General features: G+C 71.0%; 15 protein-coding genes. 9 read left to right on the top strand and 6 right to left on the bottom strand.

Annotation, left to right across the window (positions count from 1 at the left end):
• Position 1 precedes the first annotated feature (1 nt).
• Together tal and tkt are read right to left on the bottom strand one after the other, a co-directional pair.
• Complete coding sequence (gene tal / locus AB0F18_RS18040; RefSeq protein WP_362061324.1) at positions 2–1120, bottom strand: transaldolase; 1119 nt, start codon at positions 1118–1120, stop codon at positions 2–4.
• A 34-nt stretch (positions 1121–1154) separates the two neighbouring features.
• Entirely contained in the window at positions 1155–3257 is a 2103-nt protein-coding gene (tkt, locus tag AB0F18_RS18045; RefSeq protein ID WP_362061327.1) for a transketolase, read from the bottom strand.
• A 314-nt stretch (positions 3258–3571) separates the two neighbouring features.
• Here tkt and AB0F18_RS18050 point away from each other — a divergent pair, with 314 nt between their 5' ends.
• The 3 genes from AB0F18_RS18050 to AB0F18_RS18060 all read left to right on the top strand — a co-directional run bounded on the left by AB0F18_RS18050 (position 3572) and on the right by AB0F18_RS18060 (position 6093).
• A complete protein-coding gene (locus AB0F18_RS18050) occupies positions 3572–4519 on the top strand; it encodes a heme o synthase (RefSeq protein ID WP_362061420.1) in 948 nt (315 codons plus the stop codon).
• Between the two features lie 24 nt (positions 4520–4543).
• A complete protein-coding gene (locus tag AB0F18_RS18055) occupies positions 4544–4903 on the top strand; it encodes a hypothetical protein (protein ID WP_362061330.1) in 360 nt (119 codons plus the stop codon).
• Positions 4904–4998: 95 nt separating this feature from the next.
• Positions 4999–6093, top strand: coding sequence for an amidohydrolase (locus AB0F18_RS18060; RefSeq protein ID WP_362061333.1), 1095 nt, complete (start codon positions 4999–5001; stop codon positions 6091–6093).
• A gap of 19 nt (positions 6094–6112) precedes the next feature.
• Here AB0F18_RS18060 and AB0F18_RS18065 read toward each other — a convergent pair whose 3' ends face one another.
• The 4 genes from AB0F18_RS18065 to AB0F18_RS18080 form a co-directional block, all read right to left on the bottom strand.
• On the bottom strand, positions 6113–7102 hold the full coding sequence (locus AB0F18_RS18065; protein ID WP_362061336.1) for a COX15/CtaA family protein: 990 nt from the start codon (positions 7100–7102) through the stop codon (positions 6113–6115).
• Positions 7103–7106: 4 nt separating this feature from the next.
• Positions 7107–8243: a hypothetical protein gene (locus tag AB0F18_RS18070; RefSeq protein ID WP_362061339.1), complete on the bottom strand. Its 1137-nt coding sequence runs from the start codon at positions 8241–8243 to the stop codon at positions 7107–7109.
• Positions 8244–8340: 97 nt separating this feature from the next.
• Entirely contained in the window at positions 8341–9123 is a 783-nt protein-coding gene (locus tag AB0F18_RS18075) for an ABC transporter permease (RefSeq protein ID WP_362061342.1), read from the bottom strand.
• Positions 9120–10046 (bottom strand): ABC transporter ATP-binding protein, encoded by a 927-nt coding sequence (locus AB0F18_RS18080; protein WP_362061345.1) that lies wholly within the window; start codon positions 10044–10046, stop codon positions 9120–9122. Before AB0F18_RS18080 ends, AB0F18_RS18075 begins: the two co-directional genes overlap by 4 nt.
• A gap of 227 nt (positions 10047–10273) precedes the next feature.
• Here AB0F18_RS18080 and AB0F18_RS18085 point away from each other — a divergent pair, with 227 nt between their 5' ends.
• The 6 genes from AB0F18_RS18085 (at position 10274) to AB0F18_RS18110 (ending at position 16011) form a co-directional block, all read left to right on the top strand.
• Positions 10274–11011 (top strand): ArsR family transcriptional regulator, encoded by a 738-nt coding sequence (locus tag AB0F18_RS18085; protein ID WP_362061348.1) that lies wholly within the window; start codon positions 10274–10276, stop codon positions 11009–11011.
• On the top strand, positions 11008–12423 hold the full coding sequence (sufB, locus tag AB0F18_RS18090; RefSeq protein ID WP_362061351.1) for a Fe-S cluster assembly protein SufB: 1416 nt from the start codon (positions 11008–11010) through the stop codon (positions 12421–12423). Before AB0F18_RS18085 ends, sufB begins: the two co-directional genes overlap by 4 nt.
• 67 nt (positions 12424–12490) lie before the next feature.
• Positions 12491–13669, top strand: a complete 1179-nt coding sequence (gene sufD, locus AB0F18_RS18095; protein ID WP_362061354.1) for a Fe-S cluster assembly protein SufD — start codon at positions 12491–12493, stop codon at positions 13667–13669.
• Complete coding sequence (locus tag AB0F18_RS18100) at positions 13669–13986, top strand: bifunctional 3-phenylpropionate/cinnamic acid dioxygenase ferredoxin subunit (protein WP_042820167.1); 318 nt, start codon at positions 13669–13671, stop codon at positions 13984–13986. Before sufD ends, AB0F18_RS18100 begins: the two co-directional genes overlap by 1 nt.
• A gap of 7 nt (positions 13987–13993) precedes the next feature.
• The gene (gene sufC, locus AB0F18_RS18105; RefSeq protein WP_362061358.1) at positions 13994–14758 is read left to right on the top strand and encodes a Fe-S cluster assembly ATPase SufC; all 765 of its coding nucleotides are present in this window, start codon (positions 13994–13996) and stop codon (positions 14756–14758) included.
• Entirely contained in the window at positions 14755–16011 is a 1257-nt protein-coding gene (locus AB0F18_RS18110) for a cysteine desulfurase (protein ID WP_362061361.1), read from the top strand. Before sufC ends, AB0F18_RS18110 begins: the two co-directional genes overlap by 4 nt.
• The last annotated feature ends 7 nt before the right edge of the window (positions 16012–16018 follow it).

A 16018-nucleotide genomic window follows, 5' to 3' on the forward strand; every position in this document is an offset into this window, starting at 1 on the left:
CTCAGTCCTCCGCGGGGGTAAGGCGCTGCAGTTCCGCCTCGGTCGACTTCAGCAGGTCGTTCCACGACGCCTCGAACTTCTCGACGCCTTCGTCCTCGAGCAGCTGCACCACATCGTCGTACGAGATGCCCAGCTTCGCGACCGCGTCGAGCTCGGCGCGCGCCTGCTCGTAGGTGCCGCGGATGGTGTCGCCGGTGACCTCGCCGTGGTGGGCGGTGGCCTCCAGGGTCGCCTCGGGCATGGTGTTGACGGTGCCGGGGGCGACCAGGTCCACCACGTACAGGGTGTCCTTGTACGCCGGGTCCTTGACGCCGGTGGAGGCCCACAGCGGGCGCTGCTTGTTGGCGTGCGCCCTGTCCAGGGCGGCCCAGCGGTCGGAGGAGAAGACCTCCTCGTACGCCTCGTAGGCCAGACGGGCGTTGGCGAGGGCCGCCTTGCCCTTCAGGGCCTTGGCCTCGTCGGTGCCGACGGAGTCCAGGCGCTTGTCGATCTCGGTGTCCACGCGGGAGACGAAGAAGGAGGCGACCGAGTGGATCTGGGAGAGGTCCAGGCCGGCGGCCTTCGCCTTCTCCAGGCCCGCCAGGTACGCGTCCATGACCTCGCGGTAGCGCTCCAGCGAGAAGATCAGCGTGACGTTGACGCTGATGCCCCGGCCGATGACCTCGGTGATCGCCGGCAGGCCGGCCTTCGTCGCCGGGATCTTGATGAGCGTGTTCGGGCGGTCCACGAGCCAGGCGAGCTGCTTGGCCTCGGCGACGGTCGCCGTCGTGTTGTGCGCCAGACGGGGGTCGACCTCGATCGACACGCGGCCGTCCTGGCCCTCGGTGGAGTCGTAGAGGGGACGCAGGATGTCGGCGGCGTCGCGGACGTCCGCCGTGGTGATCATGCGGATGGCCTCGTCGACGGTGACCTTGCGGGCGGCGAGGTCGGCGAGCTGCTGCTCGTAGCCGTCACCGCTGCTGATCGCCTTCTGGAAGATCGACGGGTTGGTGGTGACACCGACCACGTGCTGCTGGTCGATCAGTTCGGCGAGGTTGCCGGACGTGATGCGCTTGCGGGACAGGTCGTCCAGCCAGATCGCCACGCCCTCGTCGGAGAGGCGCTTGAGTGCGTCTGTCATCGGAATTGCATCTCCTACTGGTTCTTGTACCGGGTCAGCGCGCAGCTGCGGCGAGACGTGCTGAATCAATGCTGGCCTTGGCGGCTGCGGTCACGGCTTCGGCGGTGAGGCCGAACTCGCGGAACAGCACGGCGCCGTCCGCCGAGGCACCGAAGTGCTCCAGCGAGACGATCCGGCCCGCGTCCCCGACGTAACGGTGCCAGGTCAGGCCGATGCCGGCCTCGACCGCGACTCGCGCCGTGACGGAAGGCGGCAGGACGCTGTCCTTGTACTCCTGGGACTGCTCCTCGAACCACTCGACGGAGGGCATCGAGACGACCCGCGCGGGGACGCCCTCGGCCTGCAGCGCCTCGCGCGCGGCGACGGCGAGCTGGACCTCGGAGCCGGTGCCGATCAGGATGACCTGCGCGTTGCCGCCCTCGGCCTCGAACAGCACGTAGCCGCCCTTGGCCGCGTCCTCGTTGCGCTCGTACGTCGGCACGCCCTGGCGGGTGAGGGCCAGACCGTGCGGGGCGCCCTTGCCGAACACCTTGGTGTGGCGGCGCAGGATCTCGCGCCAGGCGATGGCGGTCTCGTTGGCGTCGGCCGGGCGGACCACGTTCAGGCCCGGGATGGCGCGCAGCGAGGCGACGTGCTCGACCGGCTGGTGGGTCGGGCCGTCCTCGCCGAGGCCGATGGAGTCGTGCGTCCACACGTAGGTCACCGGCAGGTGCATCAGGGAGGACAGGCGGACGGCGTTGCGCATGTAGTCGGAGAACACCAGGAAGGTGCCGCCGTAGATGCGGGTGTGGCCGTGCAGCGCGATGCCGTTCATGGCGGCGGCCATGGCGTGCTCGCGGATGCCGAAGTGGATGGTGCGGCCGTACGGGTCGGCCTCCGGCAGCGGGTTGCCCACCGGCAGGAACGAGGAGTTCTTGTCGATGGTGGTGTTGTTGGAGCCGGCCAGGTCGGCCGAGCCGCCCCACAGCTCCGGGATGACCGCGCCGAGCGCTTCGAGGACCTTGCCGGAGGCGGCGCGGGTGGCGACGCCCTTGCCGGGCTCGAAGACGGGGAGCTTGTCCTCCCAGCCCTCGGGCAGCTCGTTGGCCTCGATGCGGTCGAAGGCGGCGGCGCGCTCCGGGTTGGCGGTGCGCCAGGCGGAGAAGTCCTTCTCCCAGGCGGCGCGGGCGTCGCGGCCGCGGTCCACCAGGCCGCGGGTGTGGGCGATGACCTCGTCGGAGACCTCGAAGGTCTGCTCCGGGTCGAAGCCGAGCACGCGCTTGGTCGCGGCGACCTCGTCGTTGCCGAGGGCCGAGCCGTGGGCGGCCTCGGTGTTCTGGGCGTGCGGGGCCGGCCAGGCGATGATCGAGCGGGCCGCGATGAAGGACGGGCGCCCGGTCTCGGCCTTGGCGGCCTGGAGGGCGGCGTACAGGGCCTTCGGGTCGAGGTCGCCGTTGGCCTGCTGCTCGACGCGCTGGACGTGCCAGCCGTACGCCTCGTAGCGCTTCATGGTGTCCTCGGAGACGGCCGTCTCCGTGTCACCCTCGATGGAGATGTGGTTGTCGTCCCACAGCAGCACCAGGTTGCCGAGCTTCTGGTGGCCGGCCAGCGCCGACGCCTCGTGGGAGATGCCCTCCTGGAGGCAGCCGTCGCCCGCGATCGCGTAGATCATGTGGTCGAACGGGGAGGTGCCGGTGGCGGCCTCCGGGTCGAACAGGCCGCGTTCGTAGCGGGCGGCCATGGCCATGCCCACCGCGTTCGCGACGCCCTGGCCCAGCGGGCCGGTGGTGGTCTCCACGCCGGCGGTGTGGCCGTACTCCGGGTGGCCGGGGGTCTTCGAGCCCCAGGTGCGGAACGCCTTGAGGTCGTCCAGCTCCAGGCCGAACCCGCCCAGGTAGAGCTGGGTGTAAAGGGTCAGGGACGAGTGCCCCGCGGAGAGCACGAAACGGTCACGGCCGACCCACTGGGGGTCCGCCGGGTCGTGCCGCATGACCTTCTGGAAAAGCGTGTACGCGGCGGGGGCCAGGCTCATCGCCGTACCGGGGTGTCCGTTCCCGACCTTCTGGACCGCGTCGGCGGCCAGGATGCGGGCGGTGTCGACGGCCCGCTGGTCCAGTTCGGTCCACTCGAGCTCTGGGGTGGTCGGCTTGGTGCTCACCGTTGGTCAGGGCTCCTCTCCACATGTTGTTTTCCCGGTGACGAACGGTGACACCGGGGCGATTCCGAGCCTACCCCCGCCAGCGCGTGCGGCTATTCGAGTGCAGTCAGTGCGTCGCCGTCCCGGCGTCCGCCGTTCACCTGGGATCCGCCGTCGGTGATCTTGTCGTCGGTCCGATCGGCTCAACACGAGGCGACCCCCGCGCAGGGCGGGGCAAGAGCTACGTCTACAGTGGCGTGGTACGCGCAAGCCTTTACCGAGCCTTCATTTACTGGAGGCATCGCTTCGGAAGCTTGCTGGATTCTCTCTCAGGGGTGTGCGTGACGGCCGTCGAATCCCGTCCAGCGGGGGTGCTCGGGACGAGCCCCGGTCACCGGCCGTTCGGGGCCCGGGCCATGGCTTTCGTGGCTTTGACCAAGCCGCGGATCATCGAACTTCTGCTGATCACCACAGTGCCGGTGATGTTCCTCGCCGAGGGCGGAGTGCCGTCGTTGTGGCTGGTGCTCGCCACCTGCTTCGGCGGTTACCTGTCGGCGGGCGGCGCCAACGCGCTCAACATGTACATCGACCGCGACATCGACGCCCTGATGGACCGTACGTCGCAGCGGCCGCTGGTGACCGGCATGGTGAGCCCGCGCGAGTGCCTGGTCTTCGGCATCACGCTCGGGGTCGTCTCGACCCTGTTCTTCGGCCTGCTCATCAACTGGCTGTCGGCCGCCCTCGCGCTCGGCGCGCTCCTCTTCTACGTGGTCGTCTACACGATGCTGCTGAAGCGGCGCACCGCGCAGAACATCGTGTGGGGCGGGATCGCCGGCTGCATGCCGGTGCTCATCGGCTGGTCGTCGGTGCGGGGCGAGGTCTCCTGGGCCGCCGTCATCCTCTTCCTTGTCATCTTCTTCTGGACGCCGCCGCATTACTGGCCGCTGTCCATGAAGGTGAAGGACGACTACGCGCGGGTCGGCGTGCCGATGCTGCCGGTGGTGGCGGGCAACAAGGCCGTGGCGCGCCAGATCGTCCTCTACAGCTGGGTGATGGTCGCCGTCTCGCTGCTGCTGACCCCGCTGGGCTACACCGGCTGGTTCTACACCTCCGTCGCGCTGCTGGCGGGCGGCTGGTGGCTGTGGGAGGCGCACGCGCTGAGTGCGCGGGCCAAGGCCGGGGTCACGGGCGCGAAGCTCAAGGAGATGCGGCTGTTCCACTGGTCGATCACCTATGTGTCGCTGCTCTTCGTGGCTGTGGCCGTGGATCCCTTCCTCCGTTGATTACTCGCCGGTAGCATGCCGTCCATGGCAGAGACCGCAGACACCGCACAGACCGCAGAGGCCGCGGACAAGAAGCACAGCCGCACGGCGGCGAAGCTGGCCCGGCAGATCGGCGCGTTCGCCAAGCAGCACGGCGGCGCCGAGGGCCAGCTCGCACACATCGGCCAGGCCGGCACCCGGATCGTCCTCGTCGGCACCGACGGCGGCTGGGGCGACCTGGTGGCCCCCACGTACGCCGTCGCCCAGCTCGCCGCCGAGAAGGCCGGGCTGACCCTGCACGAGGACTTCGACGGGGAGCTCGCCGCCCGCGTGAAGACGGGCCCGTACGAGTGGACCCGGATGGCCGGAATCCAGCTGGGCGGCCCGGCCAACCCCGCCGCCTGACCCTCTCGGTCAACAGCGCGAGCAACACCTATCCCCCTCGTCACCCGTTAGGACGTGTGGAAGCCGCTTCCTCACGTCCGCAACGGGATGACCGGATGATCGAAACGCCGCCCCTGGTGGACCAGCACTGCCACGGAGTGCTCCGCACGGAGCTGGGGCTCGCCACCTTCGAGGCCCAGCTGATCCACTCGGCCGGCCCGCCCGCCGCCGGCACCACCTTCTTCGACACCCAGACCGGCTTCGCCGTACGCCGCTGGTGCCCGCCCCTGCTCGGCCTGGAGCCGCACTGCGCGCCCGCCCGGTACCTGGCCCGGCGGCGCGAGCTCGGGGTCGCCGAGAGCGGGCGGAGGCTGCTGCGCGGCTCCGGGGTGGGCGCGTACCTCGTCGACACGGGAGCCCCGGGGGACCTCACCGGCCCCAAGGATCTGGCCCTCGCCGGGGACGCGGAGGCCTTCGAGGTGGTCCGGCTGGAGTCACTGGCCGAACGGGCCGCCGACGCCTCCGGGACCGTCGCCGCCTTCCTCTCCAACCTCGCCGGAGCCGTCCACCACGCCGCCGCCGGGGCCGTCGCCTTCGGCTGCGGGGCCCACGCCGGCTACGCGGCCGCCCTGGCCGGCGCCCCGGAGCCGCCGGGGCCCGGCGAGGTGCGGGGCGCGGCCGGGCGGTGGCTGGCCGCACGGGCCGGGGGAGGGGCGGTACGGGATCCCGTACTCCTGCGGCACCTGCTGTGGAGCGCGGTGGCGTCCGGGCTGCCGCTCCAGCTGCACACCGGCGCGGCGGAGCCGGAGCCGCTGACCGGGTTCGTCCGGGCCACGGCGGGCCTGGGGGCGCCGCTCGTCCTGCTCGGCGGCTACCCCCACCACCGGCACGCGGCCCGGCTCGCGGCGGCGTACCCGCACGTCCACGCCGATCTCGGGCCGGCCCTCGCGCGCACGGGGGCGCGGGCCGCCGCCGTACTGGCCGAGCTGCTGGAGCTCGCGCCGTTCGGGAAGCTGCTGTTCTCCAGCGGCGGCCGGAACCTGCCCGAGCTGCACGCGGTCGGCGCCCTGGTGTTCCGGGAAGCGCTGGGGCGGGTGCTGAGCGGCTGGGTCGCGGACGGGGCCTGGTCCTGGCGGGACGCGGACCGGGTCGCGGGGATGCTCGCGGCGGGCAACGCCCGCCGCGTCTACCGGCTGGACGAGCGGGCCTGAGCTCTCCGGGCCGGCTTCGTCAGACGGCGGAGAGCTGCGCGTCGTCGCGGGCCGGGGTGCCCACCCGTTCGGGGGAGCGCTCGCGCAGGCTCAGGACCACGCGCATCACCGAGATCCACACCAGGCAGGAGCCGAACATGTGGGCGGCGACCAGCACCTCGGGCAGCGAGGTGAAGAACTGCACGTAGCCGATGGCGCCCTGGGCGAGCAGCACGATCAGCAGGTCGCGGGCGCGGGCCCGGGTGTCGGCGGGGGCGTCGACCACCCGCAGCACCAGCCACATCGCCACGCCCAGCGCGCACACCAGCCAGGCGGCGATCGCGTGCACGTGGGCGGTGGCCGCCCAGTCGAACGGCATCCGCTTGATCTCGCTCTTGTCGCCGGCGTGCGGCCCCGAGCCCGTCACGACGGTGCCCGCCGCGATCAGCACCAGGGTGGTGGCGACCAGTGCCCACGACAGCTTGCGCACCGGGCCCGGTACGCGCGGCCGGGGGGCGCCGTCACCCTCGCGGGTGCGCTGCCAGGTCACCACGGTGACGGTGAGCAGGCTGGTGGCGAGCAGGAAGTGCCCGGCCACGCTGTACGGGTTCAGGCCCGTCAGGACCGTGATGCCGCCGAGGACCGCGTTGCCCATCACCAGGGCGAACTGGATCCAGCCGAGCTTCGTCAGCGAGTGCCGCCACGGCTTGGCCGAGCGGGCCGCGAGGATGATGCCGCCGACGGCCGCGCAGAGCACGTACGTCAGCATCCGGTTGCCGAACTCGACGACGCCGTGGAAGCCCTGCGCCGGGGTGACGATCAGGCTGTCGCCGGTGCACTTGGGCCAGGTGTCGCAGCCGAGACCCGAACCGGTCAGCCGCACCGCGCCGCCGGTGACGACGATGACCACGCTCATCACGAGCGCGGCGAGCGCGGCACGCTGGACGGTCCGGGGTGACGGGGTCCAGCGGGCGGCGATGTATGCGAATGGGTTCAACACGGCGACTATCGTATGCGCCGCCTTGTGCAAACTTTCACGAGGGGGTGGGTGCGGGTGCGTCGGGTCCGACGACCAGGCGGAACCTGGCCCCGGCCGGGTCGCCCTCCTCGTGCCACCAGACGCGCACCCGCCACAGGGCGGAGTCGCCGGGGTACTGCGGGGACCCCATGAACCCCCGCACGACCTCCGCCCCCACCTCCTCGGCCGTCCGTTGCCGCACCTCCGCCGAGCCCTGCCACGGGTCGGGCTGCACGGCCCACAGCCCGTCGGCGCCGCGCACCTCGACGCGCCACACCGCGAGCCAGGGCGTGACCTCCAGCATGGTGGCGACCTGCTCGGCGTCCAGCCCCAGCCGGGCGGCGACCGTCTCCTCGGGCACGCCCTGGATCCGGGCGGCCACCACCGCCTGCGGCAGCAGCCGCTCGGGCAGCAGCCCGTCGGCGCGCAGCGCGGCCAGGGAGTCGAAGGACAGGTAGCGCAGCCGCAGCTCCAGCTGGCGGCCGATGTGGTCCAGGGCCTCCTCCGCCTCCCGGGCCTCCTCCGGCGCGGGGGAGGCGAGCAGCAGCCGGCGGAACCCGCCCTCGGCGTCCACCGCCCAGGCGACGGCGTCGGCGGCGAAGCCCAGCTCCGCGAGGCGGTCCCCGAGGAACACCTTGGCCTGCGCGAGCCCGCGCCGGTTGACGGGGTCGTCCTGGTCGAGGCCGGCCCACACCTCGACGGCGGCCCGGGTCAGGTCACGGGCCCGCTCGCCGGCCGCCCGCTCCATGGCGCTCGGGCCCTCCTCAGCGCCCTCGCCGAGCGGGTGCCGGGGCAGCCGGGCCCCGTCGCTCAGCGGCCAGGCCAGCCAGACCCCCTGGTTGATCAGGCCCCGGGCGTACCACCGGGCGTACTCCGGCGCGTGCCCGGCGGCCTGCTGCGCATGGCGCAGGCCCTCCTCGATGGCAGCCAGCGCCCCGGCCCGGTCCCCGGCCGCGAACCGGCGGGCCGCCAGGTCGCCGAGCCGCAGCCCCAGCCGGGCCGCGCACTCGGGGTCGGTCCGGGCGGGCTCGCGCAGCGCCCCGATCAGCTCGCCCAGCAGCCGGTCGGCCTCGCCGGGTCCCGCCTGCGCGGCCCCCGACCGGATCCGCGCCCACTGTCCGTCCAGCCGTAGTACGGCCTCCCGCTGCCCCATGTCCGTCGTCCCCCGGCGTCGCCGATCCGCTGTCCGTGGAAGGTGGTCAACCTCCCGCCTGCCCAACGAGCGGCAGGGGTGATTCACTCCCGGCGCACTACTCCCAGCGGAACCACTTCGCCGCCGCGCCCAGCCCCAGGACCGCCCAGCCGGCCAGCACGGCCGCGTCGCCCCACGGCAGCGCGGCCCCGTGCTGCAGCACCTCGCGCAGCCCGTCGGACAGGGCCGAGATGGGCAGCAGTCCGAGGACGTCCCGCACCGGGCCGGGGAACTTCTCCAGCGGCACGATGACCCCGCCGCCGACCAGCAGCAGCAGGAACACCAGGTTGGCGGCGGCCAGGGTCACCTCGGCCTTGAGGGTGCCCGCCATCAGCAGCCCGAGCCCCGAGAAGGCGGCGGTGCCCAGCAGGACCAGCGCGGCGACGGAGAACGGGTCGCCCTGCGGGGACCAGCCCAGCGCGAGGGCGATCACCGTCAGCAGGGCGATCTGGAGCACCTCGGTGACCAGCACCGACAGGGTCTTCGCGGCCATCAGCGCCCAGCGCGGCAGCGGGGAGGCCCCGAGCCGCTTGAGCACCCCGTAGCGGCGGTCGAAGCCGGTGGCGATGGCCTGGCCGGTGAAGGCGGTGGACATCACGGCGAGCGCCAGGACGCCCGGGGCGAGGAAGTCCACGGACTTCCCGGCGCCGCCCGCTTGAACGGGCACGGTGACGATGTCCACGGAGGAGAACAGGGTCAGCAGCAGCGCCGGGATGATCACGGTCAGCAGCAGCTGCTCCCCGTTGCGCAGCAGCATCCGGGTCTCCAGCGCGGTCTGCGCCCAGATCATCCGGGAGACCGGCGCGGCCCCCGGCCGGGGGGTGAACGTACCGGCGCTCATGCGCGCAGCTCCTTACCGGTCAGTTCGAGGAAGACGTCTTCGAGGGTGTGGCGCTCCACCGTGAGGCTGCTGGGCATCACCCCGTGCTGGGCGCACCAGGAGGTGACGGTGGCCAGCAGCTGCGGGTCCACGTCGCCGGTGACCCGGTAGGAGCCCGGGGTGAGCTCCGCGGCCTGGGTGCCGTCGGGCAGGGCCTTCAGCAGGGAGGCGAGGTCGAGTGAGGGGCGGCCGGAGAAGCGCAGGGTGTTCTCGGCGCCGCCCCGGCACAGCTGCTCGGGGCTGCCGTGGGCGATGACCCGTCCGGCGTCCACGATGGCGACCTCGTCGGCCAGCTGCTCGGCCTCGTCCATGTGGTGGGTGGTGAGGACGACGGCGACGCCGTCGGCCCGCAGTTCCCGTACGAGGTCCCAGGTCGCGCGGCGGGCCTGCGGGTCGAGCCCGGCGGTGGGCTCGTCCAGGAAGACCAGCTCGGGGCGGCCGACGACGGCCATGGCCAGGGAGAGGCGCTGCTGCTGGCCGCCGGAGAGCCGGCGGTAGGGGGTGCGGCCGCAGCCGCCGAGGCCCAGGCGCTCCACCAGGGTGTCCACGTCCAGCGGGTCGGCGTACAGCTTCGCCATGTGGCGCAGCATCTCCACGGCGCGGGCGCCGGAGTAGACGCCGCCGGACTGGAGCATCACGCCGATGCGCGGGCGCAGGGCCTCGGCCCGGGTGAAGGGGTCCAGGCCCAGGACGCGGACGGTGCCGGCGTCGGGGCGGCGGTAGCCCTCGCAGGTCTCGACCGTGGTGGTCTTGCCCGCGCCGTTGGGGCCGAGGACGGCGGTGACCGCGGCGCCGGGGACGGTGAGGTCCAGGCCGTCGACCGCCGTTTTCGATCCGTACCGCTTCACCAGTCCGCGGATCTCCACGGCGGGGTCGTTGCTCATGCGGGTGAGTCTACGGAGCGGCAGGGGCGCCCAGGGGCGCCGGGGGAAAGGTTCCCCACCCCGTGCATCGCCGCTGGCCAGGGCGGTGCGGCCGGACCCCTTCCCTCACTCTCCGTGGAGAGATTAGGTAACCCTTAGTGATGGAGGACACCAGGAGTGGCCTCCGTCACGGCTTGTCGGGGCTCCGGTAATTACGCAACAATGGCGTTGTGAAATACGGCGAACGGATGAGCGAGGCCCCTCAGGGGGAGCTCGCGACCGGAGAGCGGTCAACCCGCAACCGGGTCGCGAGGTCCATCCTGGACCACGGTCCCTCCACCGTCGCCGACCTCGCGCAGCGTCTCGGCCTCACCCAGGCCGCCGTCCGCCGCCACCTCGACACGCTCGTCGCCGACGACGTGGTCGCACCCCGTGAGCAGCGTGTGTACGGCGCACGCACCCGGGGCCGGCCCGCCAAGGTCTTCGCGCTCACCGACTGCGGGCGCGATGCCTTCGACCAGTCCTACGACACCCTCGCCGCGGACGCCCTGCGCTGGATCGCGCAGTCCGTGGGCGGCGGGGACAAGGGCGAAGCGGCCGTCGCCGCCTTCGCCCGGGCGAGGATGGCGTCGCAGGCGGAGACCTACCGGGAAGCCGTCGAGGCGGCCGCGCCCGAGGACCGCACCGAGGCCCTCGCGAAGGCGTTGACCGCGGACGGGTACGCTGCTACGGCGAAGAGCGCTCCCGGTCCGCACAGCGGTGAACAGCTCTGTCAGCACCACTGCCCGGTCGCACACGTCGCCGAGCAGTTCCCGCAGCTCTGCGAGGCGGAGACCGAGGTCTTCTCCCGCCTGCTCGGGACGCATGTGCAGCGCCTCGCCACGATCGCCCACGGCGACGGGGTGTGCACCACGTTCATCCCGCGAAGCGCGACACAGACCGACACATCAGCATCTGCAAGTACGGCCGGGAGGAACCCCGCATGACCACGGAGACTGCTCACCCTGAGCTCGATGGCCTGGGCACCTACGAATACGGCTGGGCCGACTCCGACGCGGCCGGCGCCGCTGCCAAGCGGGGTCTGTCCGAGGACGTCGTCCGCGACATCTCGTCGAAGAAGTCCGAGCCGGAGTGGATGCTCAACCTCCGCCTCAAGGGCCTCAAGCTGTTCGACAAGAAGCCCATGCCGAAGTGGGGCTCGGACCTCTCGGGCATCGACTTCGACAACATCAAGTACTTCGTGCGTTCCACCGAGAAGCAGGCCGAGTCCTGGGAGGACCTGCCGGAGGACATCAAGAACACGTACGACAAGCTCGGCATCCCGGAGGCGGAGAAGCAGCGCCTCGTCGCCGGTGTCGCGGCCCAGTACGAGTCCGAGGTCGTCTACCACCAGATCCGTGAGGACCTGGAGCAGCAGGGCGTCATCTTCCTGGACACGGACACCGCGCTCAAGGAGCACCCGGAGCTCTTCCAGGAGTACTTCGGCACCGTCATCCCGGTCGGCGACAACAAGTTCGCCTCGCTGAACACCGCCGTGTGGTCGGGCGGCTCCTTCATCTACGTCCCCAAGGGTGTCCACGTGGACATCCCGCTCCAGGCCTACTTCCGTATCAACACGGAGAACATGGGCCAGTTCGAGCGGACGCTGATCATCGTCGACGAGGACGCCTACGTCCACTACGTCGAGGGCTGCACCGCCCCGATCTACTCCTCGGACTCGCTGCACAGCGCCGTGGTCGAGATCATCGTCAAGAAGGGCGGCCGCTGCCGCTACACGACCATCCAGAACTGGTCGAACAACGTCTACAACCTGGTCACCAAGCGCGCCGTGGCGTACGAGGGCGCGACCATGGAGTGGATCGACGGCAACATCGGTTCCAAGGTCACCATGAAGTACCCGGCCGTCTACCTGATGGGCGAGCACGCCAAGGGCGAGACCCTGTCCATCGCCTTCGCGGGCGAGGGCCAGCACCAGGACGCCGGCTCCAAGATGGTCCACATGGCGCCGAACACCTCCTCGAACATCGTCTCCAAGTCGGTGGCGCGGGGCGGCGGCCGCACCTCGTACCGAGGCCTCGTCGAGATCGGCGAGGGCGCCCACGGCTCCAAGTCCAACGTGCTGTGCGACGCGCTCCTGGTCGACACCATCTCCCGCTCGGACACCTACCCCTACGTCGACGTCCGCGAGGACGACGTGACGATGGGCCACGAGGCCACCGTCTCCAAGGTCTCCGACGACCAGCTCTTCTACCTGATGCAGCGCGGCCTCACCGAGTTCGAGGCCATGGCCATGATCGTGCGCGGCTTCGTCGAGCCGATCGCCAAGGAGCTGCCGATGGAGTACGCGCTGGAGCTGAACCGGCTGATCGAGCTGCAGATGGAGGGTTCGGTCGGCTAGTACCGGCCGCCCGACCCGTCCACCCGCAGCACATTTCTTGACGTAGGAAGAGAGCAGAACGACAGCCATGGCTGAGGCTCAGAACATTCCGGCGGGCTCCACCACCGCCGGCGCGATCGCGGTGGCCGCCGAGTCCACCGTCGCCACCCGGATGAGTGCGCCCCCGTCCTTCGACGTGGCCGACTTCCCGGTCCCGACCGGCCGCGAGGAGGAGTGGCGGTTCACCCCGCTCGCCCGCCTCAAGGGCCTGCACGACGGCACCGCGGTCGCCAACGGAACCATGAAGGCCCAGATCGACGCCCCCGAGGGCGTGACGGTCGAGTCCGTCGAGCGCGACGACGAGCGGGTCGGCAAGGCCGGCACCCCCGTCGACCGCGTGTCGGCCCAGGCCTTCTCCTCGTTCGCCAAGGCCACGGTCGTCACCGTGCCCAAGGAGACCGTGCTCGCCGAGCCCATCCGGGTCTCCCTGCACGGTGAGGGCGGCACGACCTTCGGGCACACCGTCTTCGACATCAAGCCCTTCGCCGAGGCGATCATCGTGATCGACCACACCGGTGACGGCGTGCGCGCCGCCAACGTCGACGTCCTCGTCGGCGACGGCGCCAAGGTGACCTTCGTGTCCGTCCAGGACTGGGACGACACCGCGGTCCACACCTCGCAGCACAACGCCCTCGTCGGCCGCGACGCGAGCTTCAAGTCCGTCGTCGTGACCTTCGGCGGCGACCTCGTCCGCCTGCACCCGCGCGTCACCTACGCGGGCCCCGGCGGCGAGGCCGAGATGCTCGGCCTGTACTTCACGGACGCCGGCCAGCACCAGGAGCACCGCCTCCTGGTCACGCACGACGCCCCGCACTGCAAGTCCAACGTGGTCTACAAGGGCGCGCTCCAGGGCCAGGACGCCCACGCGGTCTGGATCGGCGACGTCCTCATCGAGAAGACCGCCGAGGGCACGGACACCTACGAGATGAACCGCAACCTCGTCCTGACGGACGGCGCGCGCGTCGACTCGGTGCCGAACCTGGAGATCGAGACGGGCGAGATCGTCGGCGCCGGCCACGCGTCCGCGACCGGCCGCTTCGACGACGAGCAGCTCTTCTACCTCCAGGCCCGCGGCATCCCGGCCGACGAGGCCCGCCGTCTGGTCGTGCGCGGCTTCTTCGCCGAGCTCGTCCAGCAGATCGGTGTCGCGGACATCGAGGAGCGCCTCATCGCGAAGATCGAGGCCGAGCTGGCGGCGGCCGTCTGATGACGTACGTCAAGGCCTGCGCGCTGAGCGAGCTGGAGGAGAACACCCCCAAGCGGGTGGAACTCGACGGCACGCCGGTGTCCATCGTCTCCACCGAGGGGGAGGTGTTCGCGATCAACGACATCTGCTCGCACGCGAACGTCTCGCTCTCGGAGGGTGAGGTCGAGGACTGCATGATCGAGTGCTGGCTGCACGGGTCGGCCTTCGACCTGCGCACCGGCAAGCCCTCCGGTCTGCCCGCGACGCGCCCCGTCCCCGTTTACCCCGTAAAGATCGAAGGGGACGACGTTCTCGTCTCCCTCACCCAGGAGTCCTGAGGTACCCATGGCAACGCTTGAAATCCACGACCTGCACGTCTCCGTCGAGGCCGAGAACGGCGCCCGCGAGATCCTCAAGGGTGTCAACCTGACGGTCAAGCAGGGTGAGACGCACGCCATCATGGGCCCCAACGGCTCCGGCAAGTCCACCCTGGCGTACTCCCTCGCCGGTCACCCGAAGTACACCGTCACCGGTGGCACCGTGACCCTCGACGGCGAGGACGTCCTGGAGATGTCCGTCGACGAGCGCGCCCGCGCCGGCGTCTTCCTCGCCATGCAGTACCCGGTCGAGGTCCCCGGCGTCTCGGTCTCCAACTTCCTGCGCACCTCCGCCACCGCCATCCGCGGCGAGGCCCCCAAGCTGCGCACCTGGGTGAAGGAGGTCAAGTCCGCCATGGAGCAGCTCCAGATGGACCCGGCCTTCGCCGAGCGCAACGTGAACGAGGGCTTCTCCGGCGGTGAGAAGAAGCGCCACGAGATCCTCCAGCTGGAGCTCCTCAAGCCGAAGATCGCGATCCTCGACGAGACCGACTCCGGCCTCGACGTCGACGCCCTGCGCATCGTCTCCGAGGGCGTCAACCGCGTCCGCGAGACCGGTGAGGTCGGCACCCTGCTGATCACCCACTACACGCGCATCCTGCGCTACATCAAGCCCGACTTCGTTCACGTCTTCGCGAACGGCCGCATCGCCGAGTCCGGCGGCGCCGAGCTCGCCGACCAGCTGGAGAACGAGGGCTACGACAAGTACGTGAAGGGTGGCGCGACCGCGTGACACAGCTGCCTGGCCTCCTCGACATCGAGGCGATCCGCAAGGACTTCCCCCTGCTGGATCGTGTGGTCCACGACGGGAAGAAGATCGTTTACCTGGACAACGCGGCGACCTCGCAGAAGCCGCGCCAGGTACTCGACGCGCTGAACGAGTACTACGAGCAGCACAACGCCAACGTCCACCGCGGCGTGCACGTGCTCGCCGAGGAGGCCACGGCGCTGTACGAGGGCGCCCGCGACAAGGTCGCCGCCTTCATCAACGCGCCGAGCCGCGACGAGGTGATCTTCACCAAGAACGCCTCGGAGTCGCTCAACCTGGTCGCGAACATGCTCGGCTGGGCCGACGAGCCCTACCGGGTCGACCGCGACACCGAGATCGCCATCACGGAGATGGAGCACCACTCCAACATCGTGCCGTGGCAGCTGCTGTCGCAGCGCACGGGCGCGAAGCTGAAGTGGTTCGGCCTCACCGACGACGGCCGGCTCGACCTGTCCAACATCGAAGAGGTCATCACGGAGAAGACGAAGATCGTCTCCTTCACCCTGGTCTCCAACATCCTGGGCACGGTCAACCCGGTCGAGGCGATCGTCCGGCGGGCGCAGGAGGTCGGCGCGCTGGTGCTGATCGACGCCTCGCAGGCCGCTCCGCACATGCCGCTGGACGTACAGGCGCTCGGCGCCGACTTCGTGGCCTTCACCGGCCACAAGATGTGCGGCCCGACCGGCATCGGCGTCCTGTGGGGCCGCCAGGAGCTCCTGGAGGACCTGCCCCCGTTCCTCGGCGGCGGCGAGATGATCGAGACCGTCTCGATGCACTCGTCGACGTACGCCCCGGCTCCCCACAAGTTCGAGGCGGGCACCCCCCCGATCGCCCAGGCCGTCGGCCTCGGTGCGGCCGTGGACTACCTGACCTCGATCGGCATGGACAAGATCGCCGCGCACGAGCACGCGATCACCGAGTACGCGGTCAAGCGCCTCCAGGAGGTGCCCGGCCTGCGGATCATCGGCCCCACCACGGCCGAGGACCGCGGCGCCGCGATCTCCTTCGTACTCGGCGACATCCACCCGCACGACGTGGGCCAGGTCCTCGACGAGCAGGGCATCGCGGTCCGCGTGGGACACCACTGCGCGCGCCCTGTCTGCCTGCGCTACGGAATTCCGGCGACCACGCGGGCGTCTTTCTATCTGTACTCCTCTCCCGCCGATGTCGATGCGCTGGTCGACGGGCTGGAGCACGTACGGAACTTCTTCGGCTGACGAAGGC

Origin of the sequence: Streptomyces sp. NPDC029216 (assembly GCF_040648015.1) — a bacterium.
GTDB lineage: Bacteria > Actinomycetota > Actinomycetes > Streptomycetales > Streptomycetaceae > Streptomyces.